General features: G+C 50.2%; 18 protein-coding genes, 17 tRNA genes and 2 rRNA genes. 32 read left to right on the forward strand and 5 right to left on the reverse strand.

Going from position 1 to position 24,957, the window contains the following annotated elements; translation table 11 throughout:
* Positions 1-109: 109 nt before the first annotated feature.
* From MKY97_RS01780 to MKY97_RS01870, 19 genes are all read left to right on the forward strand, one after another.
* Positions 110-3,053: ribosomal RNA gene (locus MKY97_RS01780) — 23S ribosomal RNA — on the forward strand.
* A gap of 150 nt (positions 3,054-3,203) precedes the next feature.
* Positions 3,204-3,320: ribosomal RNA gene (gene rrf, locus MKY97_RS01785) — 5S ribosomal RNA — on the forward strand.
* Between the two features lie 57 nt (positions 3,321-3,377).
* Positions 3,378-3,451, forward strand: a tRNA-Ile gene (locus MKY97_RS01790).
* A gap of 27 nt (positions 3,452-3,478) precedes the next feature.
* Positions 3,479-3,554, forward strand: a tRNA-Ala gene (locus MKY97_RS01795).
* Between the two features lies 1 nt (position 3,555).
* A tRNA-Asn gene (locus MKY97_RS01800) sits at positions 3,556-3,631 on the forward strand.
* A gap of 1 nt (position 3,632) precedes the next feature.
* Positions 3,633-3,724: transfer RNA gene (locus tag MKY97_RS01805), tRNA-Ser, on the forward strand.
* A gap of 15 nt (positions 3,725-3,739) precedes the next feature.
* Positions 3,740-3,811, forward strand: a tRNA-Glu gene (locus tag MKY97_RS01810).
* Positions 3,812-3,818: 7 nt separating this feature from the next.
* Positions 3,819-3,894 (forward strand) — tRNA-Val (locus tag MKY97_RS01815).
* A gap of 17 nt (positions 3,895-3,911) precedes the next feature.
* A tRNA-Met gene (locus MKY97_RS01820) sits at positions 3,912-3,985 on the forward strand.
* Between the two features lie 28 nt (positions 3,986-4,013).
* Positions 4,014-4,091: transfer RNA gene (locus MKY97_RS01825), tRNA-Asp, on the forward strand.
* A gap of 20 nt (positions 4,092-4,111) precedes the next feature.
* A tRNA-Thr gene (locus MKY97_RS01830) sits at positions 4,112-4,187 on the forward strand.
* A 93-nt stretch (positions 4,188-4,280) separates the two neighbouring features.
* A tRNA-His gene (locus MKY97_RS01835) sits at positions 4,281-4,356 on the forward strand.
* A 13-nt stretch (positions 4,357-4,369) separates the two neighbouring features.
* Positions 4,370-4,444: transfer RNA gene (locus MKY97_RS01840), tRNA-Gln, on the forward strand.
* An 8-nt stretch (positions 4,445-4,452) separates the two neighbouring features.
* Positions 4,453-4,525 (forward strand) — tRNA-Lys (locus MKY97_RS01845).
* A gap of 12 nt (positions 4,526-4,537) precedes the next feature.
* Positions 4,538-4,625 (forward strand) — tRNA-Leu (locus MKY97_RS01850).
* Positions 4,626-4,633: 8 nt separating this feature from the next.
* Positions 4,634-4,708, forward strand: a tRNA-Gly gene (locus MKY97_RS01855).
* A gap of 6 nt (positions 4,709-4,714) precedes the next feature.
* Positions 4,715-4,791 (forward strand) — tRNA-Arg (locus tag MKY97_RS01860).
* Between the two features lie 16 nt (positions 4,792-4,807).
* Positions 4,808-4,881 (forward strand) — tRNA-Pro (locus MKY97_RS01865).
* Between the two features lie 11 nt (positions 4,882-4,892).
* Positions 4,893-4,963 (forward strand) — tRNA-Gly (locus MKY97_RS01870).
* 231 nt (positions 4,964-5,194) lie between these two features.
* Here the strand turns inward: MKY97_RS01870 and MKY97_RS01875 are convergent.
* The gene (locus tag MKY97_RS01875) at positions 5,195-6,055 is read right to left on the reverse strand and encodes a hypothetical protein (RefSeq protein WP_342553842.1); all 861 of its coding nucleotides are present in this window, start codon (positions 6,053-6,055) and stop codon (positions 5,195-5,197) included.
* A 138-nt stretch (positions 6,056-6,193) separates the two neighbouring features.
* The gene (locus MKY97_RS01880; protein ID WP_342553843.1) at positions 6,194-7,117 is read right to left on the reverse strand and encodes a LysR family transcriptional regulator; all 924 of its coding nucleotides are present in this window, start codon (positions 7,115-7,117) and stop codon (positions 6,194-6,196) included.
* Positions 7,118-7,536: 419 nt separating this feature from the next.
* Between MKY97_RS01880 and MKY97_RS01885 the strand changes: the two genes are divergently transcribed.
* The 4 genes from MKY97_RS01885 to MKY97_RS01900 all read left to right on the forward strand — a co-directional run bounded on the left by MKY97_RS01885 (position 7,537) and on the right by MKY97_RS01900 (position 12,986).
* Positions 7,537-8,598, forward strand: a complete 1,062-nt coding sequence (locus MKY97_RS01885; protein ID WP_342553844.1) for an ABC transporter ATP-binding protein — start codon at positions 7,537-7,539, stop codon at positions 8,596-8,598.
* A gap of 118 nt (positions 8,599-8,716) precedes the next feature.
* Positions 8,717-9,793: an ABC transporter substrate-binding protein gene (locus MKY97_RS01890; protein WP_342553845.1), complete on the forward strand. Its 1,077-nt coding sequence runs from the start codon at positions 8,717-8,719 to the stop codon at positions 9,791-9,793.
* A gap of 164 nt (positions 9,794-9,957) precedes the next feature.
* Complete coding sequence (locus MKY97_RS01895; RefSeq protein WP_342556198.1) at positions 9,958-11,556, forward strand: iron ABC transporter permease; 1,599 nt, start codon at positions 9,958-9,960, stop codon at positions 11,554-11,556.
* Positions 11,553-12,986 carry an MBL fold metallo-hydrolase gene (locus tag MKY97_RS01900; protein ID WP_342553846.1) on the forward strand — a complete coding sequence of 478 codons (1,434 nt, stop codon included), beginning with the start codon at positions 11,553-11,555 and terminating at the stop codon, positions 12,984-12,986. Before MKY97_RS01895 ends, MKY97_RS01900 begins: the two co-directional genes overlap by 4 nt.
* 78 nt (positions 12,987-13,064) lie before the next feature.
* On the opposite strand, the gene MKY97_RS01905 is transcribed toward MKY97_RS01900, so the two are convergent.
* A complete protein-coding gene (locus tag MKY97_RS01905; RefSeq protein WP_342553847.1) occupies positions 13,065-13,730 on the reverse strand; it encodes a DUF4097 family beta strand repeat-containing protein in 666 nt (221 codons plus the stop codon).
* A gap of 182 nt (positions 13,731-13,912) precedes the next feature.
* Here MKY97_RS01905 and MKY97_RS01910 point away from each other — a divergent pair, with 182 nt between their 5' ends.
* The 5 genes from MKY97_RS01910 (at position 13,913) to MKY97_RS01930 (ending at position 17,897) form a co-directional block, all read left to right on the forward strand.
* Positions 13,913-14,071 (forward strand): hypothetical protein, encoded by a 159-nt coding sequence (locus MKY97_RS01910; protein ID WP_342553848.1) that lies wholly within the window; start codon positions 13,913-13,915, stop codon positions 14,069-14,071.
* A 26-nt stretch (positions 14,072-14,097) separates the two neighbouring features.
* The gene (locus MKY97_RS01915; protein ID WP_342553849.1) at positions 14,098-14,874 is read left to right on the forward strand and encodes a MerR family transcriptional regulator; all 777 of its coding nucleotides are present in this window, start codon (positions 14,098-14,100) and stop codon (positions 14,872-14,874) included.
* Positions 14,864-15,526 carry a GAP family protein gene (locus tag MKY97_RS01920; protein WP_342553850.1) on the forward strand — a complete coding sequence of 221 codons (663 nt, stop codon included), beginning with the start codon at positions 14,864-14,866 and terminating at the stop codon, positions 15,524-15,526. Before MKY97_RS01915 ends, MKY97_RS01920 begins: the two co-directional genes overlap by 11 nt.
* 175 nt (positions 15,527-15,701) lie before the next feature.
* The gene (locus MKY97_RS01925; protein ID WP_342553851.1) at positions 15,702-16,946 is read left to right on the forward strand and encodes an anhydro-N-acetylmuramic acid kinase; all 1,245 of its coding nucleotides are present in this window, start codon (positions 15,702-15,704) and stop codon (positions 16,944-16,946) included.
* Positions 16,947-17,057: 111 nt separating this feature from the next.
* Positions 17,058-17,897: a MurR/RpiR family transcriptional regulator gene (locus MKY97_RS01930; RefSeq protein WP_342556199.1), complete on the forward strand. Its 840-nt coding sequence runs from the start codon at positions 17,058-17,060 to the stop codon at positions 17,895-17,897.
* A 361-nt stretch (positions 17,898-18,258) separates the two neighbouring features.
* On the opposite strand, the gene murQ is transcribed toward MKY97_RS01930, so the two are convergent.
* A complete protein-coding gene (murQ, locus tag MKY97_RS01935; RefSeq protein WP_342553852.1) occupies positions 18,259-19,164 on the reverse strand; it encodes an N-acetylmuramic acid 6-phosphate etherase in 906 nt (301 codons plus the stop codon).
* 23 nt (positions 19,165-19,187) lie between these two features.
* Complete coding sequence (locus MKY97_RS01940) at positions 19,188-20,159, reverse strand: BadF/BadG/BcrA/BcrD ATPase family protein (protein ID WP_342553853.1); 972 nt, start codon at positions 20,157-20,159, stop codon at positions 19,188-19,190.
* Between the two features lie 346 nt (positions 20,160-20,505).
* Here MKY97_RS01940 and MKY97_RS01945 point away from each other — a divergent pair, with 346 nt between their 5' ends.
* The 4 genes from MKY97_RS01945 to ugpC all read left to right on the forward strand — a co-directional run bounded on the left by MKY97_RS01945 (position 20,506) and on the right by ugpC (position 24,947).
* Positions 20,506-21,858 (forward strand): extracellular solute-binding protein, encoded by a 1,353-nt coding sequence (locus MKY97_RS01945; RefSeq protein ID WP_342553854.1) that lies wholly within the window; start codon positions 20,506-20,508, stop codon positions 21,856-21,858.
* 43 nt (positions 21,859-21,901) lie between these two features.
* A complete protein-coding gene (locus tag MKY97_RS01950) occupies positions 21,902-22,822 on the forward strand; it encodes a sugar ABC transporter permease (RefSeq protein ID WP_342553855.1) in 921 nt (306 codons plus the stop codon).
* 46 nt (positions 22,823-22,868) lie between these two features.
* Complete coding sequence (locus tag MKY97_RS01955; RefSeq protein ID WP_342553856.1) at positions 22,869-23,702, forward strand: carbohydrate ABC transporter permease; 834 nt, start codon at positions 22,869-22,871, stop codon at positions 23,700-23,702.
* Between the two features lie 135 nt (positions 23,703-23,837).
* Entirely contained in the window at positions 23,838-24,947 is a 1,110-nt protein-coding gene (ugpC, locus tag MKY97_RS01960; protein ID WP_342553857.1) for a sn-glycerol-3-phosphate ABC transporter ATP-binding protein UgpC, read from the forward strand.
* Positions 24,948-24,957 lie beyond the last annotated feature (10 nt).

Below are 24,957 nucleotides of genomic sequence, written 5' to 3' on the forward strand. Positions count from 1 at the left end.
AAAGTGTTTTATAAGGTAGATTGCTGGAGCGAGTGATCGAAATGGAGCGACTTTTGGCTTTGAACGAAGTTCAAAACAAGGGAAGCGACAGCTCGAACACGAGCGAACTGGTTAAGCTGCTAAGAGCACACGGAGGATGCCTAGGCGCTAGGAGCCGATGAAGGACGTGGCGAACAACGATACTGCCTCGGGGAGCTGTAAGCAAGCTTTGATCCGGGGATGTCCGAATGGGGAAACCCAGCTGGGGTAATATCCAGTTACTCACAACTGAATACATAGGTTGTGCAGAGGCATACCAGGGGAACTGAAACATCTAAGTACCCTGAGGAAGAGAAAACAATAGTGATTCCGTCAGTAGCGGCGAGCGAACGCGGAGAAGCCCAAACCAAAGAGCTTGCTCTTTGGGGTTGTGGGACGTCTCACATGGAGTTACAAAGGAACCGGTTAAGCGAAGAGGTCTGGAAAGGCCCGCCAAAGAAGGTAAAAGCCCTGTAATTGAAAGTCTGTTCCCTCCGAGACGGATCCCGAGTAGTGCGGGGCACGTGAAACCCCGTATGAATCCGGCAGGACCATCTGCCAAGGCTAAATACTTCCTAGCGACCGATAGTGAAGCAGTACCGTGAGGGAAAGGTGAAAAGCACCCCGGAAGGGGAGTGAAATAGAACCTGAAACCGTGTGCTTACAAAAAGTCAGAGCCCTATGTTGCGAACTTGTTCGTCAACAGGGTGATGGCGTGCCTTTTGTAGAATGAACCGGCGAGTTACGTTCCCGTGCAAGGTTAAGGTGAAGAGCCGGAGCCGCAGCGAAAGCGAGTCTGAATAGGGCGAATGAGTACGTGGACGTAGACCCGAAACCGGGTGATCTACCCCTGTCCAGGGTGAAGGTGCGGTAACACGCACTGGAGGCCCGAACCCACGCACGTTGAAAAGTGCGGGGATGAGGTGGGGGTAGCGGAGAAATTCCAATCGAACTCGGAGATAGCTGGTTCTCCCCGAAATAGCTTTAGGGCTAGCCTCGGAAAACAGAGTCGTGGAGGTAGAGCACTGATTGGGTGCGGGGCCCGCAAGGGTTACCAAGCTCAGTCAAACTCCGAATGCCATAGACTTACTTCCGGGAGTCAGACAGTGAGTGCTAAGATCCATTGTCAAAAGGGAAACAGCCCAGACCATCAGCTAAGGTCCCCAAGTGTGTGTTAAGTGGGAAAGGATGTGGAGTTGCACAGACAACCAGGATGTTGGCTTAGAAGCAGCCATCATTGAAAGAGTGCGTAATAGCTCACTGGTCGAGTGACTCTGCGCCGAAAATGTAACGGGGCTAAACACACCACCGAAGCTATGGCTTGATGCTTTGCATCAGGGGTAGGGGAGCGTTGTATAAGGGTTGAAGGTGTACCGTAAGGAGCGCTGGACATTATACAAGTGAGAATGCCGGTATGAGTAACGAAAAGATCAGTGAGAATCTGATCCGCCGAAAGCCTAAGGGTTCCTGAGGAAGGCTCGTCCGCTCAGGGTAAGTCGGGACCTAAGGCGAGGCCGAAAGGCGTAGTCGAAGGACAACAGGTCGAAATTCCTGTACCACCGTAAATCGTTACGAGCGATGGGGGGACGCAGTAGGGTAGTGACGCAGGCTGATGGATGCCTGTCCAAGCAGTAAGGCTGATGTGTAGGCAAATCCGCACATCATAAGGCTGAGCTGTGATGGGGAGTGAAAATTACAGTAGCGAAGGTCATGATCTCACACTGCCAAGAAAAGCCTCTAGCCAGATGAAGGTGCCCGTACCGCAAACCGACACAGGTAGGCGAGAAGAGAATTCTAAGGCGCGCGGAAGAACTCTCGTTAAGGAACTCGGCAAAATGACCCCGTAACTTCGGGAGAAGGGGTGCCCCGGTAGTGTGAATAGCACGAGGGGGCCGCAGTGAAAAGGCCCAAGCGACTGTTTAGCAAAAACACAGGTCTGTGCGAAGCCGTAAGGCGAAGTATACGGGCTGACGCCTGCCCGGTGCTGGAAGGTTAAGGGGAGTGGTTAGGAGCAATCCGAAGCTGTGAACCGAAGCCCCAGTAAACGGCGGCCGTAACTATAACGGTCCTAAGGTAGCGAAATTCCTTGTCAGGTAAATTCTGACCCGCACGAATGGCGTAACGACTTGGGCGCTGTCTCAACGAGAGATCCGGTGAAATTTTAATACCTGTGAAGATGCAGGTTACCCGCGACAAGACGGAAAGACCCCATGGAGCTTTACTGCAGCTTGATATTGAATTTGGGTACGATCTGTACAGGATAGGTGGGAGCCTTTGAAGCATGAGCGCCAGCTTGTGTGGAGGCACCGTTGGGATACCACCCTGATCGTATCTAGGTTCTAACCTGGTGCCCTTAGCGGGTACGGGGACAGTGTCAGGTGGGCAGTTTGACTGGGGCGGTCGCCTCCTAAAGAGTAACGGAGGCGCCCAAAGGTTCCCTCAGAATGGTTGGAAATCATTCGAAGAGTGCAAAGGCATAAGGGAGCTTGACTGCGAGACCTACAAGTCGAGCAGGGACGAAAGTCGGGCTTAGTGATCCGGTGGTACCGCATGGAAGGGCCATCGCTCAACGGATAAAAGCTACCCTGGGGATAACAGGCTTATCTCCCCCAAGAGTCCACATCGACGGGGAGGTTTGGCACCTCGATGTCGGCTCATCGCATCCTGGGGCTGAAGTAGGTCCCAAGGGTTGGGCTGTTCGCCCATTAAAGCGGTACGCGAGCTGGGTTCAGAACGTCGTGAGACAGTTCGGTCCCTATCTGTCGTGGGCGTAGGAAATTTGAGAGGAGCTGTCCTTAGTACGAGAGGACCGGGATGGACGTACCGCTGGTGTACCAGTTGTTCCGCCAGGAGCACCGCTGGGTAGCTATGTACGGACGGGATAAGCGCTGAAAGCATCTAAGCGTGAAGCCCCCCTCAAGATGAGATTTCCCAGTATGTAAGACCCCTTGAAGACGACGAGGTAGATAGGCTGGGGGTGGAAGTGCAGCAATGCATGGAGCTGACCAGTACTAATCGGTCGAGGGCTTATCCAATAGCAGGTTTTAAGTCGCGTGAGTTTCGTTTCGAATCTAGTTTTCAGAGAACAACACTCTGAATGACATGAAAATCGGTACATCCCTTAAGGTGTGGTTGGTTTTCAGTTTCAACTGAATGGAAAGAAGTACAACTTCGATCCAATCGCGTTTGGTGGCGATGGCGGAGGGGTTCCACACGTACCCATCCCGAACACGACCGTTAAGCCCTCTAGCGCCGATGGTACTTGGACCGCAGGGTCCTGGGAGAGTAGGACGCCGCCAAGCGATTCCCTTTGGGATATTTTTTTTGCCTCCCTTGTTAGGGAAATGGGATAAACATGCGGGCCTTTAGCTCAGTTGGTTAGAGCGCACCTCTGATAAGGGTGAGGCCGGTGGTTCGAGTCCACCAAGGCCCATAGTAACTAAATAAGAAGTACATGAATGGGGCCATAGCTCAGCTGGGAGAGCGCCTGCCTTGCAAGCAGGAGGTCAGCGGTTCGATCCCGCTTGGCTCCACCATTCCCTGATAGCTCAGTTGGTAGAGCACTCGACTGTTAATCGAGTTGTCACAGGTTCGAGTCCTGTTCGGGGAGCCATGGAGAGGTGTCCGAGCTGGCCGAAGGAGCACGATTGGAAATCGTGTAGGCGTCACAAGCGTCTCGAGGGTTCGAATCCCTCTCTCTCCGCCACAATTATTTTAGCAGGGCCCGTTGGTCAAGGGGTTAAGACACCTCCCTTTCACGGAGGTAACAGGGGTTCGAATCCCCTACGGGTCATATATATGGAGGCTTAGCTCAGCTGGGAGAGCATCTGCCTTACAAGCAGAGGGTCGGGGGTTCGATCCCCTCAGCCTCCACCATATATTTTTATTAATGACGCGGGGTGGAGCAGCCCGGTAGCTCGTCGGGCTCATAACCCGAAGGCCGCAGGTTCAAATCCTGCCCCCGCAATTGCAGCTTTCCTAACCGAAAGTGATCTGGAACCGTGGTGTAGTTGGCCTAACATGCCTGCCTGTCACGCAGGAGATCGCGGGTTCGAATCCCGTCGGTTCCGCCATCTTTAATTTTTTACACCGTGCCGGTGTAGCTCAACTGGTAGAGCAACTGACTTGTAATCAGTAGGTTGGGGGTTCAAGTCCTCTCGCCGGCACCATTTTAGTATTTTGCATTCAGAAGGTTATAAAGAGTATAATATATATTCTGAGGGTAATACTAAAAACTCATGCAATGATGTTTAACTGTTATGGCGATCGTGGCGAAGTGGTTAACGCACCGGTTTGTGGATCCGGCATTCGGGGGTTCAATTCCCCTCGATCGCCCCATCAATTTTCTTAATGGGGATTAGCCAAGCGGTAAGGCAACGGACTTTGACTCCGTCATGCATAGGTTCAAATCCTATATCCCCAGCCATTTACTATGAGTCATTAGCTCAGCTGGTAGAGCACCTGACTTTTAATCAGGGTGTCGAAGGTTCGAATCCTTCATGACTCACTTTCATATTATGCGGTCGTGGCGGAATTGGCAGACGCGCACGGTTCAGGTCCGTGTGGGCTAACCCCCCGTGGAGGTTCGAGTCCTCTCGACCGCACCAATTGTTTTGCGGAAGTGGCTCAGCGGTAGAGCATCGCCTTGCCAAGGCGAGGGTCGCGGGTTCGATTCCCGTCTTCCGCTCCAATATTTGCGCCCTTAGCTCAGCTGGATAGAGCGTTTGACTACGAATCAAAAGGCCGGGAGTTCGAATCTCTCAGGGCGCGCCATTATTTCCTTTCATATCGGGATGTAGCTCAGCTTGGTAGAGCACCTGGTTTGGGACCAGGGGGTCGCATGTTCAAATCGTGTCATCCCGATTTTTGTTTATGCGGGTGTAGTTCAATGGTAGAACTTTAGCCTTCCAAGCTAATAGCGTGGGTTCGATTCCCATCACCCGCTTTCTTCTTTAATAAGGAACACCTGCAGATTGCAGGTGTTTTTTTTGTTGTAGTTGGATATGCATATGGTCACAGCTTACCTCCCGCTTGGCATCAAATGTCTCAAATTAAATTCATAATGAGATTATAAAAAAAGAGCTCCTTTTCCTGCATCAGTACGCACAGGAAAGGAGCTCTCATTATGGATTAGATCCTGAAATCTGTTTACGATTCAATCCTGTTTCCTACAACTTTAATATCTTTCCAGAATGGTCTGCGTCTTCAGCCCATCGGCAGGCATTAACCAATTCTTGTTTTGAAGCAATTGCAGCAGCTGGCTGCGTAGACCAGTGACGGCTGCCGGGTCGTCTGTTTTGAATGAAACCTCGACGATATTCTCCGTACCTGTGCCTGTGACGCTGCGAATTGGCCATACCTCCAGGGTAAGCTCCTGACCGTTCCATGTGCCTTCATACCGCTGGAAGGTGATGGGGCCAAAAGCACGGGCCTTTGTCAGCTGTTGTTTGCCCCAGTTAGAGGCAGACCAGTTTTTCAATTTACCGGGGAGTTTGTCCAGCAGCAGGTTCAGGGCATCTTTCTCGGAAGGCAGCTGTGTGCCAGTTGTTCTGCTATCTACTTTCTTTGTATTGGAGAAGCTCAAGGTCTGTTTGCCATATCCCCAGTCAATCTCTGCCTCATAGTTATCATCTGATGAATCAAAACCTTCCTGGTTTGCAAGTGTCAACGCTGCATCGATGTCCCCGTTAATGACAGGATAACGCTTTTTATAGGTTAACTCGTAGTTGTTTTTATCATCCTTTTTGCGAAAACGGACATTCCAGCCTTCTGCATCCAATCCGAGAGCATGGGTATCAAAGTATTCCACATTGATATGTCGTGGTGCAGCATTCAGCCCAAGGGTCTGAATGGTTTCACTTCGGGGTGTCCCGTCGTTATTTAATACAAGCTCCGGCTTCGCCAGAAACTTCACTTCATATGCGGGAACGGCGTTGGTAGCGGCGGAAGCCTGCGGCGTTTCCAGAAATGTCAGTCCACTTCCCATAGTGACAATGCTCAGCATCAAAGAGACGGCTGCCTTTTTCCATTTTTTCAAGACCAATCACTCTCCTAATCGGAATTAACGTACAGTCCTCACTTTAACGTCAGAGAATGTGAGGGCGATTAAAGGGAAGCGCACATTACGTTAACCCTGCATAGATTTCATGAATGGTCAGCCATAGTTTATAACGGTTCAACTGACAGGCTCAGACGGCATAGCAGCGGTCCTCATACCGATAACCTCGCGCAGCACGGTTTGGAATCGATCGACTTGAACAGAAGGATGGCGGTCCTTGTTATGTATCATATAGATATGACGCGGTGCCTGCTCTCCCGGAATAGGGAGCACGTGAATGATCCCTTGTCGTTCTTCCCACTGTACTGCCATCCGTGACATGAACGAGATATGACCTCCGATTAATACGAGCTGTTTGATCGCCTCCAGAGAATCCATCTCAACCGTACTCCGCAGCCGGATATCATGCTGTTCAAGCCATTGGTTGGTCAGCTTTCGTGTACTTGACTCATCACCATGTAACGCAAAGGGGACTTGTACGATATCTTCAGGATGCAGCAATTCTTTATGCGCTAACCCATGCTTGGGAGAGCAGATAAGCACGAGATCATCCTCACACAGCGTCTCTGAGTGTAATGTGGGTCCAACAAACGGCTCTGACGAGATGATACCGAGATCAAGCTGATGTCGGATGACCATCTCGCGGATGACCGGGGCCGGTTTAATCGACAACACCAATCCAATGCCGGGAAACTCCTGAGAGAAGGAATGCAGCATCGCAGGAAGCAGATACGTAGCGGGTACATAACTTGCTCCAATATGGAGCGTACCCCGGTACAGACTGCCGTATTCTTTGACTACACGGCGTGCCTCCTGGGTCAGTGCATTGATTTTAACAGAATAATGAAGCAAAGCTTGTCCAGCCTCGGTTAGAAATGTCTTTCCACTACGTGATTCGAATAAACGTACTCCCATCTCTTCCTCCAGCGACTTCATATGAAAGGTGACGGTCGGCTGTTTAATCCCCAGTAATTCTGCCACACTTGTCATATGATGATGCTTGTCGATCAGCTCGACAATTTGCAATTTAATCAGATTCAACCTCTCCGCACTCCTCTCGTTTCCATACCTCTTTGATGTTCAAGACAATACGATGCTTTCGATGAGAAAAAATGATGTCATATCTATAGATTTAATCTATGAAGATCAACAGAATTCATCCAAAAAGTTAATTTCCATTTTACAAACATAACAAACAACTCTCGAAGGCGAGCGTTAGACTGAGAACAGTACAGCAAAGAATGCAGGAAAGAAGCAGAAAGAAAGCTGTTCAGTACCAGAGAAGTACACAGGGAATAAGCCTAAATAGGTCAGGCAGCCTAACGAGACCAGTGCAAAAGAGGAACGCGAGAGGTCAATATATCAAGAAACCATCTGAAATAAGCACAAGAGATCAATCCAAGAAATAAGTACAAAGATTTAACACAGAAGATAAGTACAAAAGACAGGCAGGGATGTTCATGAAACTGGAGTTAACGGGAGTTCAAAAATCATTTCATCAAACGCCTGCACTACTGCCCACTGATCTGACGCTTGAACATGGAAAATTCACAACGCTGCTCGGCCCTTCGGGCTGCGGTAAAACGACGCTGCTCCGCATGATTGCCGGGCTGGAACAGCCGGATGCGGGGGAGATTCGTGCAGATGGTGAATATATCTACTCTGCAGCCAAGCGGATCGATACACCGACACACAAGCGCAATCTGGGGATGGTGTTTCAGGATTTTGCACTATGGCCGCATATGACGGTATATGAGAACGTGGCTTTTGGTCTGAAAGCCGGCAAACAGAAGTCAGATCTGCGGCAAAAGGTGAATGAAGCCCTCGGCATGGTTCGCCTGCAAGGCATGGAGGATCGGTACCCACATCAGCTGTCGGGTGGACAGCAGCAGCGGGTTGCTTTTGCCAGAGCGGTAGCCGTGAAGCCGGGTGTTATCTTGTTTGATGAGCCGCTGAGCGCACTGGATGCGGTGCTTCGGGAAGAGATGCGGATTGAGATGATGTCACTGGTGCGTGATATGGGGCTAACTGCCCTGTATGTGACGCATGATCAGATCGAGGCAATGTCAATGTCGGATGAGATTGTGGTGATGCAGAAGGGGCGGATTTTGCAAAAAGGTACCCCGGAAACGATCTACTCCGCACCAAGTGGTCCTTATGTCGCGTCGTTTATCGGAAAGTCTAACTGGCTTACGCCGAATGAATCCATGATTCGTCCGGAACATGTGACCTGGAGCAAAACAGTGCATGACGATTTGGGCTATCCCGGAATCATCCGCAGCGTCAGTTATGTAGGAGAACGCTACGAGGTGCGTGTGCAGATGGAAGGGCTGGACGTGTGGACGGCATATGCGAACCAAAGAGTAAGCGTTGGCGAGAGGGTACAGCTCTATGTATCGCCGGACCGAATCTGCCGGATGTTTGATCAGCAGGAGAGCGATAGCCATTCTGGACTGAATGGGCAGCATTTGGATCAAAAGCCGGGTAGAAAGCAGCGGGAAGTGATCGCCGCCGCCAACTAGACGGTATCGTCGAAACGAACTTTGTCATCGGAATGGAATGTATACAAACTATAGTTCAACTTATATAGAAACAACATTAGCAGTTGTTCTTATACTAATCTAAGGGAGATGTCATGATATGTTCGGTATGAAAACACGTAAAAAGAGTGCAGCACTTCTATTAACAGCAGTGATGAGTCTGAGTCTGTTCGGATGCAGCACCGGGAACACAACAACTGGAAATGCAGCGAAGCCCGCGGGAGAAGGAAATGCAGCAGCCGCAGCGGACACGGCGAGCAAGGCAGCAGGTGGCAAACTGGTTTTGTACAGTGCAGGGCCGCAGAAGCTGGCAGACAATATCGTGAATGGATTTACAGCCAAGACAGGTATTGAAGTGGAGATGTTCCAAGGCACGACAGGTAAAATTCTCGCTCGTATGGAAGCAGAGAAAGCGAATCCAGTCGCAGACGTTGTTATTCTGGCATCCTTGCCTTCGGCACAAGCACTGAAAGCAGATGGACTCACCCTGCCGTATCCTGAAGCGGCTCATGCGGACATGCTGAACAAAGATTGGTCGGATGCAGAGGGTAACTATTTCAGCAGCAGTGCGTCTGCACTGGGCATTGTGTATAACAGCAAACTGGTGACTGCACCGCCAAAGAGCTGGGCTGACCTGGCAGCACCAGCATGGAAAGATGCGGTGAATATTCCTGATCCGACATTGTCAGGCTCCGCACTTGATTTCATCACAGGTTACCTGAGTGCCAATGGTGAAAAAGGATGGGATCTGCTGAATGCCTATAAAGCAAACGGTGTCGCTATGGCAGGAGCCAATCAGGAAGCCCTTGATCCAGTGATTACGGGCGCAAAAAGCATTGTAGCAGCAGGTGTAGACTACATGGCCTATTCCGCCAAAGCCAAAGGCGAACCACTGGATATCGTCTACCCTGAAGAAGGTACAGTGATTAGCCCAAGACCGGCAGCCATTCTGAAATCCAGTCCTAATGTAGAGAATGCCAAAGCATTTATCGATTACCTGTTATCGGATGAGGCACAAAAGCTGGTTGCAGATGCATATCTGATTCCAGGCCGCGAAGACATTGAAGCAGCGAACCGCGCCAACGTAAAGGATATCCCGCAGTTGAAAGTGGATTGGACATGGATGAGCGAGCATGGGGATGAGACCGCAGCCCGTTTCTCCGAAACTTTTAAATAAGTGAACACAAATACAGAAACGGTGGACAACAGGAGATGCTGCTGTCTTGACGTGGAAATTCATGTGAGGTGAGCGTAGTGAAACCTGTTGTAACGGATAACAACCGTATTTTTCGGAGAGTGGGCGTGGTGCTGGCCCTCTTTCTGCTGACAATCAGTATTGGGATGCCGCTCTTGCTGATCTTCTGGCAAAGTGTATACCCGAACGGGCAGTGGGACTGGATGGCTCCGATTCGAACAATTACCGGTCATCATCTGTCCGGTGTGCTGCTGAATTCAGTATGGCTGGGCATCTGCGTGGTGGCGTTAACAACGCTGCTCGCACTGCCGCTCGCCTGGATGATGGCCAAAACCGGAATGGGTGAGCATCGCTGGGTCGATGTCATTCTGATGATTCCATTCATGACCCCGCCGTATATCGGCTCGATGGGCTGGATTCTATTTATGCAAAAAGGGGGATACCTCCAGCAGTGGGCGCCCTCATCTGCAAACTGGAGTGAGCTGTTCTTCAGCTTCTGGGGCATGGTGATGATCATGAGTCTGCACCTGTTCCCTTTCCTGTATTTGTTGCTGCGGGATGCATTGATTCGCATCGGGGGCAATCTGGAAGAAGCGGGAGCCGTGCACGGTGCACGTGCAGGATATCGGTTCAGACGTATTATTTTACCCCTGCTGCTGTCGTCTTACGGGATGGGGATTATGCTTGTTTTTGTCAAGACGATTGCAGAATTCGGCACACCCGCGACCTTTGGACGCAAGATCGGATATTATGTCATGACCTCTGAAATCCATAAATACATCTCCAGCTGGCCCATTGATTTCGGGAAGGCGACTTCGCTGGCATCTGTGCTGCTGTCCGTCTGCCTGGTGATGTGGTATATGCAGTCCGCGATCAGCCGGAAGTTCACGTATCGTCTCGTAGGTGGCAGAGGACAGCGCTCGAAGCGTTACTCCCTGCGAGGCTGGGCAGGATGGTTGTGCGGTACATATCTGGCCATCCTGTTGATTCTATCGATCGGCATTCCATACTTTTCGATCATCGCGGCTTCCACAATGAAGCTGCGGGGAACCGGACTGGCTCTGGATAATCTGACATTGGAGCACTACCGGGAATTGTTATCCTGGGGTTCTGTGAGTATGAAGGCGGTCGGGAACAGTCTGGGATTGTCGCTGGCGGCTTCTACGGTGGCAGTCGTCATAGGCACCGGGTTTGCGCTGGCAATTGGCAAATCATCTTCGTTCATGCAGCGGGTTATCGACCTGTTCAGTCTACTGCCAAACACCGTGCCAGGTATCGTTATGGTGGTTGGTCTGATTCTGTTCTGGAACTCCCCGTGGATGCCTATGACGCTGTACAACACCTACGGTATGGTGGTGCTCACCTATGTTGTACTGTTCCTGCCCTACACCGTGCAGTATGTTAAATCAAGCTTTACCCAGATCGACGGCACGCTGTTTCAGGCGGGTCAGGTGTTTGGCGGCAGGCCGCTGTACATTTTGCGGCGTATCCTTGTGCCGCTGATCCTGCCCGGCATGCTGGCCAGCTGGATGATGACATTTACGATTGCGACTAGGGAATTGGTCGGCTCGCTGCTTATTCTTCCGCCGTCGATGCAGACGTCGGCGACGTATATTTTTGCCCAATTCGAACAGGGCCAGGTATCGCTTGGAATGGCAATGGCTGTGGTAACCGTCGGGATGACAGTGCTGATGCTGCTGGGGATAGAGATGCTGAATTCAAAGAGAAAGTGGAATGCTTCATGATCAAACTGAATGTATGGGGCGGTGCGGGCGAGCACGGACGTTCCGCCTATTTACTTAGAGGGAGCCGTCAGCGTTTACTGCTGGATTGTGGTGTGAAAAAAGAGGGCAGCGGCGAGTATCCGCTCATCGAACCGGAGGTCGTGCCGCAGCTGGATGCTGTGCTGTTGTCCCATGCGCATGAGGATCACTCTGCCGCCATTCCGCTGCTCTACAGGCTGGGGTATACAGGGGAAGTGTGGACAACACGCGAGACAAAAGAGCAGTTAACAACGTATTTTAAAGCTTGGCGTCGTAACATGGAACATGCAGGTCAACCCCTGCCCTATGGTGAAGCGGATGAGCAGCTTATTCGCTATCGGTTTTTGGAGGATGAAGCCGAGCGTGAATGCTGGTTTGAACTGCTGCCAGGTGTGTCAGTGATCTGGGGCCGAAGCGGACATCTGGCTGGATCTGTCTGGCTCGGGATTGAGATGGAAGGGAAGCGAATTCTATACTCTGGTGATTACACATCAGAGTCTATACTGCTGCAGGCGGACGACATCGCTGAAGGACTCCAGCAAGCAGATCTGAGGCGTCGTAGACAAATTGAGCCCATGCTCGCTGCGTCTGTCACTGGCGGATTGCCAAGATTGTCTTTGTCCGACAAATGTAAAGATAAAAGTAAGAATCCACTCGTCAAAGTGGATCTGGCCATAATTGATGCAGCTTACGGAACAGACCGGGACACACAGGCAGACAAACTGCAGCAGCTCGAGAGTGCTGTGTGTGAGACCATCAGCCGGGGAGGCAAAATTCTTTTGCCAATGCCTGCGGTCGGACGCGGACAGGAACTGATTCTGTGGGCCCAACAGCGCTTTTCAAATGTACCGATGATCGTGGAGCAGAAGCTTGTAGAAGGAATGAAGCAGCTGCACCTTTCACACAGCTGGCTCAGAGAAAGTAGGGAACAGTTCACCCGCTGTTCACCTGCCGGCAGGATCGCAGCGTTTCTCAGTGGAGAGAGCTGGGAGAGGGCCGGCTCTGCGGAAAAGCGTAAGGAGCTGCTTGAGAAACATGGTGCGTCACTTTGGTTCATCCCTGATGGCATGATGCAGTCTTCGCTGGCACGCTGGTATTACGAAGTATGGGCATCTGACGCCAACAATTTAGTTCTACTTACGGGGCATACGGCTGCAGGCACATTGGCACACCAACTGCTTGAATCCCCGGAGCAGTACGGAGTATGCGGGGTGAAGAAGGTTCGTTACAAGGTACATCAAGGCTGGAGAGATGTTGAGTATATGATCAACCGTGTGTCTGCCCGGCACAATGTGCTCGTCCATACGAATCTTGCAGAGACAGAACGGCTGAGAGTGGGTTTGCTTGGAGGACAATTTCGATCCGGAACAAGTATTGATCTGCTGTCCCCAGGAGACGAGTTGATATTTTGAAGAATCCATTTCAAAGAGAAAAAAGGCGCTTGATGCGCCTTTTTTGTTATACGTCTATATTTTCTATTTTTCATCGGCTTATTCAATTCGGATATTACCTGATCTCGTCATCACGTTGACTTGATGTGTCCCGCGGCCTGTTACCCCTTGAGTCGTGTGTTTATCTTCATTGATCTGCGCCCAGTCGAGCAAATGAGAACGTCTGCCGCTGCGGGATTCCAATGTCCAATCTGCATCTGGTGTATCTTCAGCGACACGTAACGTTATATTACCGCTGGCTGCAGCAAGGTGAATATCTGAATTGATACGATCTGCCGTCAGCTCAATGTGACCGCTTGTTGTATTGATGGACAGATCGCTCTGAGGCTGGTTGATTTTCACTTTTCCCGAAGAACTGCTGATCTGCAGACTGCCTTCGTAATGGAGGGGGATTTTCACAGTAATGACAGGTTTGTTCGCCAGATTGAAAACACGAAACAAGTGATTACGGCTGGCGATTCGGATATCCTTTTGACTTTGTTCTATTGTAAAAACGGGCTTGCGATCGGGTGCAGTGCTGGACACTTCTACTGACTCAATGCCGGATACAGCTTCTACGGTTACGGGAGTACTGCCGTTATCAATGGAGATCACTTGAACAGCCTCCAGCGGCACCTTCCGGGTGTCTGTAACGAGAGCGTTTGTTTGATTACAGGACGTTAGAATAACAAGCATGCACAGCCATAATGGCAGAACCTTTTTCATCGGATCACCTCGATTGTAGAAATGGATTGAAGTATTATGCTTAAGTAAATCGTACAAGATGACGCTGCGTCAGGATCAAGTATTGTTTTTCGCCATTCATGGGGTTGAAACTGACGCAGCGTCATTTTATATAATGGTCATGCATCATCGGTATAGAATTGCAGGAAGAAGGAGGGGAAAGCGTGAAAACCGGAGACATCCTTATATACAGTTGTGTTATCATCGGGGCAGGCATTGGACTAACGATGGACCATGTGTTTCCAGGTGTATTAATTGGGTTAGGTGCAGGATATCTACTGAAATATACATGGTCCGGCGAACAGAAAAACAAGGATACCTGAGCCGAGCATACGGAGGTGATTGAGAGGTGGATAATCCGCTGTACATTCATATCAATGAGCTGGCACACAAGACGGAGATCACTGTCAGAACACTGCGCTACTATGATTCGATTGATCTGTTAAAGCCATCTTCCAAAACGGAGGGTGGCCATCGCTTATATGTAGAGGAGGATCTGAAAAAGCTGCAGCAGATTCAGTTTCTCAAAAATATGGGATATGCCCTCAAAGATATTCAGGAGATGTTATCAGATGCATCCTGGAATTGGGAACACTCTCTTCGCAATCAGCTGGATTATATTGTTGAGGAGCAGCAGCGGCTAAAGTCGATGGAGGTATCCGTCAGGGAAATGCTGCATAGTCTTGTGCTGGAGCAGGGAAATCAGCATGAAGCAATTGAGAAGCTGATTCAGCTCTCAAGACCTAAGGCAGCCAAGCTGAAGTCTCTAAGAGAGGATCTATTCAGCCGTGATGAACAGGAACTGTGGGAAAAGCTGCCGCGGATGCAGGGCAGCGACCCGCATTCGCTGGAGTGGATTGCGCTGCTCGGGCAGCTCAAGAGCCATATGCATGAGCCCCCTGCATGTGATAAAGTTCAAAATATTATCCGGCGCATGATGGAAAAACAGCAGGAGGACTTTGGGGGACAGGATGATTTTCTGAACAAACTGTGGGATGCGAGGAAATCGGCTGAAACTTCCGAAGAGCTGGGATTGTACCCCTTGGAGCCTGAGCTTATAGACTATATGGAACTGGCTTATGATGTTTACATCATGAACCAAGGTGGACACAACGATGAACGCTGAGTTACTGCTGTATGTTGGAGGACTTGCACTTCTGGACATGATAAGTCCGACGCTGCTCGGTGTTACTATCTATCTGATGGCATTGGGAGGGAAGCAGTTTGGTTTGCGTCTATCTGTATATCTGCTGACCGTCTTGATCCTGTACCTTTTCTTGGGCTGTGCCTTGATGCTGGCACTGGAGCTTATGCAGGAGATAGTGGTTTCTATCTTCCATAACAAGTTCGTGAGCTGGTCAATCTTCATTGCGGGTGCGCTGCTGTTTACAGTGAGCTTCTGGATTAAACCGAGTCCCCGGAAAAATAGTCTCGTCCGCTCTCCCCGCTCGGCGGGTACTGCTGGTCTAGTGATGATGGGGGTAACTACGTTTTTGCTGGAAGCAGGCACAGCGCTGCCGTATTTTGCTGCAGCGAGTCTCATGACAAGCAGAGGACTTCCATGGACACAGTGGCTCCCTTTGCTCATCGCATATAATGTAGTGATGATTATGCTGCCCGTGCTGATCTATGTGCTGTTCATCTGGATCGGAGCATCGGTTCAGTCCAGCGTGGAGAAGTTGCATCGAAAGCTAACTGAGCATTCCGGTTCTGTGCTTTCATGGGTCATGTGTATTGCCGGACTAATCCTCATTTTCAACGTGCTGGATTACTTGTAAGAGGAAGGACGGGTGGGAAGTTATACATTGCCCAGGTGATACGGGGGGTGTTACTGTTTGCGAGAGTGTAATTAAGTTTTATAATATAATTGACTTGTGAAATTTTATGTCATATACTGATTGAAATATGGACAGGATGGGCTGGAGAAGCATCCGTTCTAGGGGGAGTAACCGTATGGATATACGCAGGGATATTGGCAGTTTTCCGATGTGGGAGAGGTACCGTTCGAAACGGGAGCATCTGGTGGTCGGATTAATGTCCGGCACATCGCTGGATGGAACGGATGCTGCGCTGGTACATATACAGACAGATGCGCACGGAGCGATGCAGCGGATGGAACTGATTGATTTTATCTGTACTCCATATACGAATGAGCTTAAAGAGGTGCTGATTCGTCTGTGCTCCCCTGAAACAGCACGTGTAGATGAGCTGACAACAGCCCATTTCGGTGTATCGGAATGGTACGCACACAGTGTAAGGCAGCTGCTGGATTCGGCTGGTATATCCCCTCAGCAGGTGGATGTGATCAGCATGCACGGACAGACGATCTGGCATGCTCCTGTACCTTCTGCTTTTCCAAGCCCGTCTGGTAGCAGAAATTGGAATGTAAGCTCTACCCTGCAGATTGGCGAAAGCGCTGTGGTGAGAGAACGCACCGGTCTTCCGGTAATTGGTAATCTGCGTGCACGGGATATGGCAGCAGGCGGGGAAGGCGCCCCGCTGACTCCTTTCGCAGATGCATTGATGTTCCGCAGTGATACAGAAGGACGTCTGGTGCAGAATATCGGCGGTATTGGCAATGTAACCGTGCTCCCGGCAGGATCATCGGAGGCCGGGGTGTCGGCTTTTGACACAGGACCGGGGAACATGGTGATCGATGCGCTGGTTCGGCATGCCACTGAAGGAAGACAGCACTATGATCCAGAGGGAAGCATGGCTGCCAAGGGAACCGTGCACCCGGAGCTGGCAGAATACGGTCTGAATGATGAATACTTCCGGCGGCAGCCTCCCAAGAGCACCGGACGTGAAGTCTATGGTGCGGATTATGCCAAGCGGCTTATGGAATTTGCAGCAGCTCGTTCTCTTCCGCTGGAAGATATGCTGGCTTCCGCAACCTGGCTCACAGCCGAGACGATTGTGCGTGCTGTGGAGGATTTTATACTGCCCCGAACGTCAATTTCGGCAATGCTTACCTGTGGTGGCGGTACGTCTAATGACACGCTAATGAGGATGATCCGGCAGAGACTGCCTGAATCCATTCGCCTGGAGCGTACAGCAGACTACGGTGTTCCGGATGATGCGAGAGAAGCGATGGGATTTGCCCTGCTTGGACATGAGGCATTGATGGGAAGAACGAACACACTTTCTGGGGTAACCGGGGCGAAGCACGCGGTGATCTCGGGCAATCTGACCCTGTAGTGGCTATTGAATTGCCATTTCAGCCGTATTTCAGATTAGACGCGGCAGGAAATATAGTGATAAAATGCTTGTACAAGATAATAGTACGGAAAGGAGGAGCGGATGGAAGGCATGAAAGGTGGACTTGTACGTTTACGCGCATTACTGGATGATCTGACTCCGTCGGAACGAAAGATCGGAGCTTACATTCTTGAACATCCCCAAGAAACGGTGCAGTCGTCCGTTGCCCAGCTGTCCGAGCGAAGCGGAGGCAGTCCGGCGGCTATCATTCGTCTGTGCAAATCACTTGGCGTAGCAGGGTTTCAGGAGCTGAAGCTTAAGATTGCCGGAGATTTACAGACGAATGACCAGTATCAATATACGGAGATTCGCCCTCAGGACTCGGTAGAGAGTATTATCCAGCATGTGTCCACTAACAATATACAATCGATTAAGGACACGGTTTATATTTTGGACACGAGGCTTGTGGAACAGGCAGTTAACCTGCTGCATGAGGCCAAACGGATCTTTTTTTACGGCGTGGGGGCGTCTAATCTGATTGCACTCGATGCACACTACAAGTTCATGCGGATTAACCGTACCAGCTTTTCATTCGCCGATCCTCATATGCAGATCTCTTCTGCAACGACTCTTCGGGAGGATGATGCAGTCGTCTGCATCTCGTATTCGGGTGAGACCTCGAATGTGATTTCCTGCCTGAAGCATGCTCGTGAAGGCGGCGCAGCGACCATCAGTATTACCAAGTGGGGCAGCAATACGCTCAGCAGTCTCGCGGATGTTCCTTTGATGATTACGTCCACCGAGAGTGATATTCGCAGCGGAGCCACCTCTTCACGGATTGCGCAGCTCAATGTTATTGATATTCTGTATCTGGCGATTGCGAGCCGGGATTATAAACATTCGGTGCAGTATCTGGAGAAGAGCAGACAGGCTATTCTGGAGCACAAATGAGTACCGGGTTACTTGTTACTTGTGCTATGCATAAACATAAAATGATGAGAATCCCTTGCGGTTACAAGCATAGGGATTTTTTTGATGAGAATCACAGGATTAATATAGGAAAATAAAACAAAGAGAAGCCCTGCCTTCTGGCGTGGCCCCTCTCATTCTATACTGAATGCAGCTTGTCGGCGCTCGATAATCGTTACGTCCGTCCAAGCCATTTTTATCTATTCATCCTGCTGGACAGTCGCATTCGTTATCCATGCTTACCGCTGTCTGCAGCAGGATCGTCTTACAGGCTTATTATGTGCAATTCTTAACCCACACCCACATGCATACCTAACCTACATATACACGTGCTGGCGATTTATCAGCCTGAGCCGGTGATTGCATGGCGGACAAAACCGTCTGCCTGCTCCAGGCGTCGCGCTGCTTCTGCTGCATCGACATCAGCCATCAGCATGACGATGGCTGTTTTGACATGGCCATCGGCTTCGGTGAAGGCTTGTTCAATCTCGTTTTCCTTCGCTCCGGTTGCCAGTTGGATCATGCGTTTTGCACGGTGCACAAGCTTTTCATTGGATGGATTCAAGTCTACCATGAAATTACGGTAGACTTTGCCCAGACGAATCATTGCCGTGGTTGTCAGCATGTTCAGAATCATTTTCTGTGCGGTGCCCGCTTTCATGCGGGTAGACCCCATCACCACTTCCGGTCCCATGACCGCTTCAATGCTCACATTCGACAGTGAGCTCATAGGCGTATCTGAATTGTTGCTCAGCCCAATCACTACAGCCCCAATCTGACGAGCATACTTCATGGCTCCGATGACATAAGGGGTACGCCCGCTGGCTGCAATGCCAACCACAACGTCGTTAGCATTCAGTCCATGATTCTCCAGATCGGTTCCTCCGGCCTGCTCACTGTCTTCCGCTCCTTCTACCGGATCTTTGACTGCCCGAAATCCTCCAGCGATAATACCCTGCACCATAGAAGGCGGGGTGCCATAGGTAGGCGGGCACTCCGAAGCATCGAGAATGCCCAGACGCCCGCTTGTGCCTGCACCTACATAAAACAATCTTCCACCGGATTGAAAACGGGCTACAATGAGATCGGCCGCTTGGGCAATGACTGGAATCAGCGGCTGAATAAGTTCGCCAATCCGCCGGTCCTCGCGGTTAATGAGTTCCATAATCTCTGCTGAAGGCAGCTGATCGATATGGTCTGTCTGGGGGTTAGGCTGTTCCGTTACTAATGAGTTAAGCGTATGATTCATCCGTAATCCCTCCTTTTTCTTGTTTAGCATGATTCCGCCAGACGGCATTTTTGTGCTGCCAGCTGTGCCGCACCCACTGCCGGAGCAGGAGTGTTTTCCTGGAAAATGATTCGCTGTGATTTGTATATTTCGGTAAGGTGGCGCACATACGTATCCCGAAACAGGGAAGAGAAGCGGAAGATGGACCCCGAGAGTGCCATAGGTGCATTGGTAAAAGAAACATGCCGCCGAATGAGTGCTTTGGCTGCATCTGCCAGCAGCCGAGCTTCATCCATAAGAAGTACACGGGCCGCTTCATCCCCTGCGGAAGCGGCTTCTATAGTCAGGCGGGCAATTGCAGCGGTGCTGGATTTGGTCCAGTCAGGCTTATAGACAAGCTGTTTCAAGTCAGGTGCATGCTTTACATGAAGCTCCTGCTGCACGAGCGAGGTCAGCATCGTCGGAGGCAGTACGCCATCATAACTCTGCATGATTGCCTGCAGTGTTCGCTGACCGATCCGATAGCCGCTCCCCTCGTCTCCGAGCAGATGTCCCCACCCGCCTGCTCTGTACACTTCACCTTCCGGTGTGATGCCATATATGATGGAGCCGGTTCCTGAAATGGCGAGCAGACCGTGCGGCTGCCCGATTGAAGCCATCAGCGCAATCTCGCCCTCCGTAACAACCCAGACTGCACAAGCATTACTGCTGGAGTCCAACTTATTTTTCTTATTTCTCATATAGTCGTGAACGTGAGAAGCAATCCACTGCCGCTCTTGATCATCGGCAATACCTGACATACCAAGACATATACCTTCACAATACGACAAAAAATTCATGTTGGATGAAAATAGAAGATCCAAGATGCGTGTTAACTCCGTTACAGCTTCTTGAGGCGGCACGCTATGTGGGTTCGTTGCACCGCCGCGGGCTGTTCCGAGAACGTCCCCGAATTCAGAAATGATTGCTGCATCAGTTTTGGTACCGCCTCCATCTATTCCTGCGTATACTCGCAAGCGTGCTCACCTCGTTAGGACTTATTTTCTTTTTTTCATAGTATAGAGGCTGAAAATGAAAAAGTAAAATTAAATTTTATAACAAAAATTATTGTTGAATTTTTATTTTACACCTCATATAATGAATTCAATCAACAATTTTGGAAGGATTCGATACGATTGATGTTATTTAAGCTAACGTCAACGTTGCATTCAATAAGATTAGGCCTTGCCAAGCAGGTCGATCTTTAAAGGGGGCGGATTTCGGATTCGTGTCATCAGATTGGACTTTGTATAACCTTTGGTTCCACTTTTAAGGCAGGGGTCATGGAATGAGAGAAGACGACACGCAAAGGAGATGAAGGGTATGAAGAGGAAGGGTCTAGTTTTGGCAGTGGTGTTAATGATGGTCTGGATCACAGCCTGCGGCAATAGCGGCGGAGCGGCATCGAATGATCCCAATGCGAATGACACAGTAACGGTGTGGACATATCCGGTGCATGGCACGTATGAGGATGAACTGAAGGACTTGATTGCCGATTTCAATAAGGAACACCCGAATATTACCGTGAAAACGGAAATGCTCTCCTGGGCCGAGGGCCCCAAAAAGTTCGATGTGGCTTTGAACGCAGGTAATCCGCCGGATCTGTACTTCCATAGCGTGGACGGTACGTATGTGAATACCGGACTGGCACTGGAACTGGACAGTTATCTGACTCCTGAGATCAAAGATGACTATCTGCCTGGCACATTGGAACTGGGGCAGATTCAAGGGAAACAATACGGACTTCCTCTCTATCAATTCCAGTGGGCATGGGGCGGTAACAAACGTATTCTCGATGAAGCGGGCATTGATTGGAAGACCATCCAGAAGAATGGCTGGACCTGGTCCGAGTTTAACGAAGCCGCTGCCAAGTTGACGAAAACGCTGGATAACGGAAGTAAACAATATGCCTTGGTGACAGACGGTACTTCACTTGATTTTATCGAAATGCTGTCCCGTAACAACGGCATGATTGATGTGCTGGACGAAACCGGAAAGTTCCAGTGGAACGATGGGCGCATTCTGGACACGCTCTCTTTTATTAAAAATCTGATGGATCAGGGATATATGCCGAAGGAAACGGCTGCACTTGCTCCGGCCAAGCGTACAGACATGTTCTATGCAGGTGAAACGGCAATGATCTCGAAGGCGATTCCTTATTATGATGTCATGATCCGAAACCGCAACAAAGATATTGACGACGGTAAGGTGCAGGGGGAGAAAATTGATTTTGTACTGCTGCCTGTACCGCACAATGACAATCAACCTGCGGCCACGACTATGGGCGGCGAGGGTTATGTGGCTTTCAAACAGAAGAAGGACAAAGGTGAGCAGCATGCCAAAAATACCTTCCTCGTGATGGAGGCACTGAGTGGTGCCAAAGCGGGTAACTCGGCTAATGAGCTGGCGCTTCCTTTTGTAAGACAATCTCAAGCCGATCTGTTCAAAGGCAAGGAACTGGGACAGCAGGTCAATCTGGATGCAGCCAAAGAGATGGCCAAGCACATTGCAATGCCAGTCGTGCTCAAGCTGGATATCGACAAGGCTTCACAGCAGAAACAGTTCAAGGAACAGGTCGTGAAACCTAACATTCAGGCTCTGTTCTCGGGTGAGAAGACACCGGAGCAGATTGCGGAAGATTTTAAAGGCAAAGGTCAGCAGATGTTCGGACAATAACCAACTACGCAGTGACACATTGATTCGGAGAGGAGGATTCGCCATGCAGACCGCCCTTGCGCCGGAGCCTGCGCCCCGGCATTCCCGGGTTGTCCGGTTCTGGCGAGATTACGGGTGGGCGTATTTGTTTATTTTGGCGCCTGTCCTGCTGTTTCTCATTTTCACACTGTATCCCGTATTGACGGCTCTTGTGATGAGTTTCCAAAAATACAACATCATGAACTCCACGTGGGTGGGGCTGGATAATTACGAACGCCTGGTGAAGGACGAAACCTTCTGGAAGTCGATCAAAAATACGGTCATTTTCACGGTGGGAACAGTGCCGGTTAACATCCTGATTACGTTTGTACTCTCGTATTTCATCTTTCAGATGAAAAGCAAATGGCAGACGTTCTTCAAGGCCACACTTTATCTGCCTGCGGTAGCATCGGGAGTGACGATCTCGATCGTATGGCTGGCGATCTTTGATCCGACGGATTCAGGCCTGCTTAATCGCTTCCTCGGTTTCTTCGGTCTTGACCCCGTCATCTGGCTTGGCCAGTCGGGCACGGCCCTTTTTTCACTGATTCTGATGAACTGGCTCGGGTCGCACGGTGCGGGCATTATTCTGTATCTCGCGGCTATGGGGGGGATCCCGAAGTCATTGTATGAGGCTGCAGATATCGACCACGCAAGCGGATGGACACAGTTTAGCAGGATTACGTGGCCCCTCCTAAAGCCAACCACGCTCTATCTGCTTGTGACTGGAGTCATAACGTCCTTTCAGGTGTTTATCTCCGTATATCTGATGACACAGGGCGGACCAAACTTTGCAACCACAACGATTGCTTACCTGATCTATGAGACGGCCTTCAAGTTCTACGAGTTTGGACTTGCTTCGGCGCAGTCCTTTGTACTCGCGGTCATTATTATCGTCATCTCCGTTATTCAATTCAAATATTTCTCCAGCGATATCGAGTATTAGGTATTAACCAAGGCTTTCATTAGGCATCCGGGGGTGAATGCAACGTATGAAATCAACACGAAAAAAGATGCTGCTCGTGACCGCATCCGTTCTATTGGCAGGTTGGGCGCTGATCACCATTATTCCGATGTACTGGATGCTGGTGGGGTCCGTTCAGGATACAACAATGTCGGCTTCGTTCAAACCACAGATGATTCCAGAGCAGCTGTCGATGTCGCCGTATGAGCGATTTTTTGCCAAAACGGATGCATGGCGCTGGCTCTACAATTCGCTGCTGATCTCCGTTATTTTGACGGTAACCAATGTGTTCTTCGCCTCTCTGGCGGGATATGCATTTGCTAAATTAAAATTCCCCGGCAGCCAGGCTGTATTCTGGGTGCTGCTTGGAACGATGATGATTCCGGCACAAGTGACATTGATCCCGCTTTACATTTTGATGGTCAACGTTTTTGATCTCGGAGATACGTATACGGCGATTATTCTGCCAGCGGCGGTGAGTGTGGGCAATATTTTTCTGATGAAACAATTCATGTCCACGCTGCCGACCTCACTCATTCATGCTGCCCGAATTGATGCCTGCAGTGAGTTCGGCATCTTCTGGAAGGTGATTCTGCCGATGGCAAAACCGGGAATCGCGGTGCTGGCGATTTTCACTTTTGTCGCCTCGTGGAATGAGTTTTTCTGGCCTTTCCTGATTACCAATTCCAATGAAATGCGTACGGTTCAGGTTGGACTGGCATCCTTTGTTTTTGCTGAATCCACCGACTTCGGTGCCATGATGGCAGGGGCTACCATTGGTGCATTACCGATGATCATATTGTTCTTCTCGCTGCAGCGTTACTTCCTTCAAGGTATTACGATTGGTGCGGTGAAGGGGTAAAGGCAGAAGGGGTAACGGGAATCACGGTGATTGGTAGGTTGTTATGTCATCGGAGTGGATTGTGTAAAATCTTTAGTTCAACTTATATAGTGCATGCCTTTCTGGGAAAGTGACAATGTAAAGGGGGATCAACCTATGGCACGCGTGGAGTTTCGCCAAGTGCGCAAAGAGTTCAAAGACGACCATAAAGGAACGTTCACGGCAGTCGCCGGTTCGGACTTTGTTATAGAGGATAAGGAATTTGTCGTGTTTGTCGGTCCTTCGGGCTGCGGTAAAACAACCTCACTGCGCATGATCGCAGGGCTTGAGAAACAAACCAGCGGAGATATCGTTATCGGGGATCGGATCGTGAATGATCTGCATCCCAAGGATCGCGATATCGCTATGGTCTTTCAGGATTATGCCTTATATCCGCATATGACCATTCGGGAAAATCTGTCCTTCGGCCTGAAGAATCTGAAGAAACCGAAGAGCTATATCGATGAGCAGGTACAGAACGCTGCCTCCATTCTGGGTCTTGAGGCCATGCTGGAGCGTAAGCCGCGTGAATTGTCCGGAGGACAGCGCCAGCGTGTCGCCGTAGGACGGGCGATTGTCCGTGATCCGCAGGTGTTTCTGTTCGATGAGCCGCTCTCGAACCTGGATGCGAAGCTGCGTGTACAGATGCGTGTAGAGCTGGGTGAGCTGCATAAAAGGTTGGGTGCAACGATCGTTTATGTTACGCATGATCAGGTGGAGGCCATGACGCTTGGGGAACGGATCGTTGTTATGAATCATGGGGATATCCAGCAGGTTGCATCACCGAAGGAGCTGTATGCCAGCCCGCGCAATATGTTTGTAGCCGGATTTATTGGCTCGCCTGCCATGAACTTTATTGATGCTCATATTGAAGGCACAGAAGTTAAGGTGGAAGGTGCCTCCTTTACGCTGCCTGATGATGCGCTGCGCCGGTTAAGTGCATATCAGGGTAAACGAGTCATTCTCGGACTGCGTCCGGAACATATTTTTGGCGACGATGCAGCCTTTAATATTCCGAAAGATCACATGCTTCAGGCGCGTGTTCAGGTGGTGGAACACCTCGGGTCGGAGAACCTGATTTACTTCCATCTGGGAAGCCGAACCGTAACAGCCAAGGTTCATCCTGAGACCCATGCATATGTCGGTATGGATAAGACCTTTGTGCTGGATATGCGCAAAGCGCATTTTTTTGACCCGGAGACGGAGATGGCGATTGGACGAGAATAGATGCTGAATG

Origin of the sequence: Paenibacillus sp. FSL R7-0652 (assembly GCF_038595045.1) — a bacterium.
Taxonomy (GTDB): domain Bacteria; phylum Bacillota; class Bacilli; order Paenibacillales; family Paenibacillaceae; genus Paenibacillus.

Excerpts from the sequence above, each read along its gene's own strand:
- MKY97_RS01895 (WP_342556198.1), top strand. The coding sequence starts at position 9,958 with ATGCCGCTCTTGCTGATCTTCTGGCAAAGTGTATACCCGAACGGGCAG.
- MKY97_RS01890 (WP_342553845.1), top strand. The coding sequence starts at position 8,717 with ATGTTCGGTATGAAAACACGTAAAAAGAGTGCAGCACTTCTATTAACA.
- MKY97_RS01905 (WP_342553847.1), bottom strand. The coding sequence starts at position 13,730 with ATGAAAAAGGTTCTGCCATTATGGCTGTGCATGCTTGTTATTCTAACG.
- MKY97_RS01885 (WP_342553844.1), top strand. The coding sequence starts at position 7,537 with ATGAAACTGGAGTTAACGGGAGTTCAAAAATCATTTCATCAAACGCCT.
- MKY97_RS01945 (WP_342553854.1), top strand. The coding sequence starts at position 20,506 with ATGAAGAGGAAGGGTCTAGTTTTGGCAGTGGTGTTAATGATGGTCTGG.
- MKY97_RS01925 (WP_342553851.1), top strand. The coding sequence starts at position 15,702 with ATGGATATACGCAGGGATATTGGCAGTTTTCCGATGTGGGAGAGGTAC.
- MKY97_RS01950 (WP_342553855.1), top strand. The coding sequence starts at position 21,902 with ATGCAGACCGCCCTTGCGCCGGAGCCTGCGCCCCGGCATTCCCGGGTT.
- ugpC (WP_342553857.1), top strand. The coding sequence starts at position 23,838 with ATGGCACGCGTGGAGTTTCGCCAAGTGCGCAAAGAGTTCAAAGACGAC.
- MKY97_RS01930 (WP_342556199.1), top strand. The coding sequence starts at position 17,058 with ATGAAAGGTGGACTTGTACGTTTACGCGCATTACTGGATGATCTGACT.
- MKY97_RS01920 (WP_342553850.1), top strand. The coding sequence starts at position 14,864 with ATGAACGCTGAGTTACTGCTGTATGTTGGAGGACTTGCACTTCTGGAC.
- murQ (WP_342553852.1), bottom strand. The coding sequence starts at position 19,164 with ATGAATCATACGCTTAACTCATTAGTAACGGAACAGCCTAACCCCCAG.
- MKY97_RS01955 (WP_342553856.1), top strand. The coding sequence starts at position 22,869 with ATGAAATCAACACGAAAAAAGATGCTGCTCGTGACCGCATCCGTTCTA.
- MKY97_RS01900 (WP_342553846.1), top strand. The coding sequence starts at position 11,553 with ATGATCAAACTGAATGTATGGGGCGGTGCGGGCGAGCACGGACGTTCC.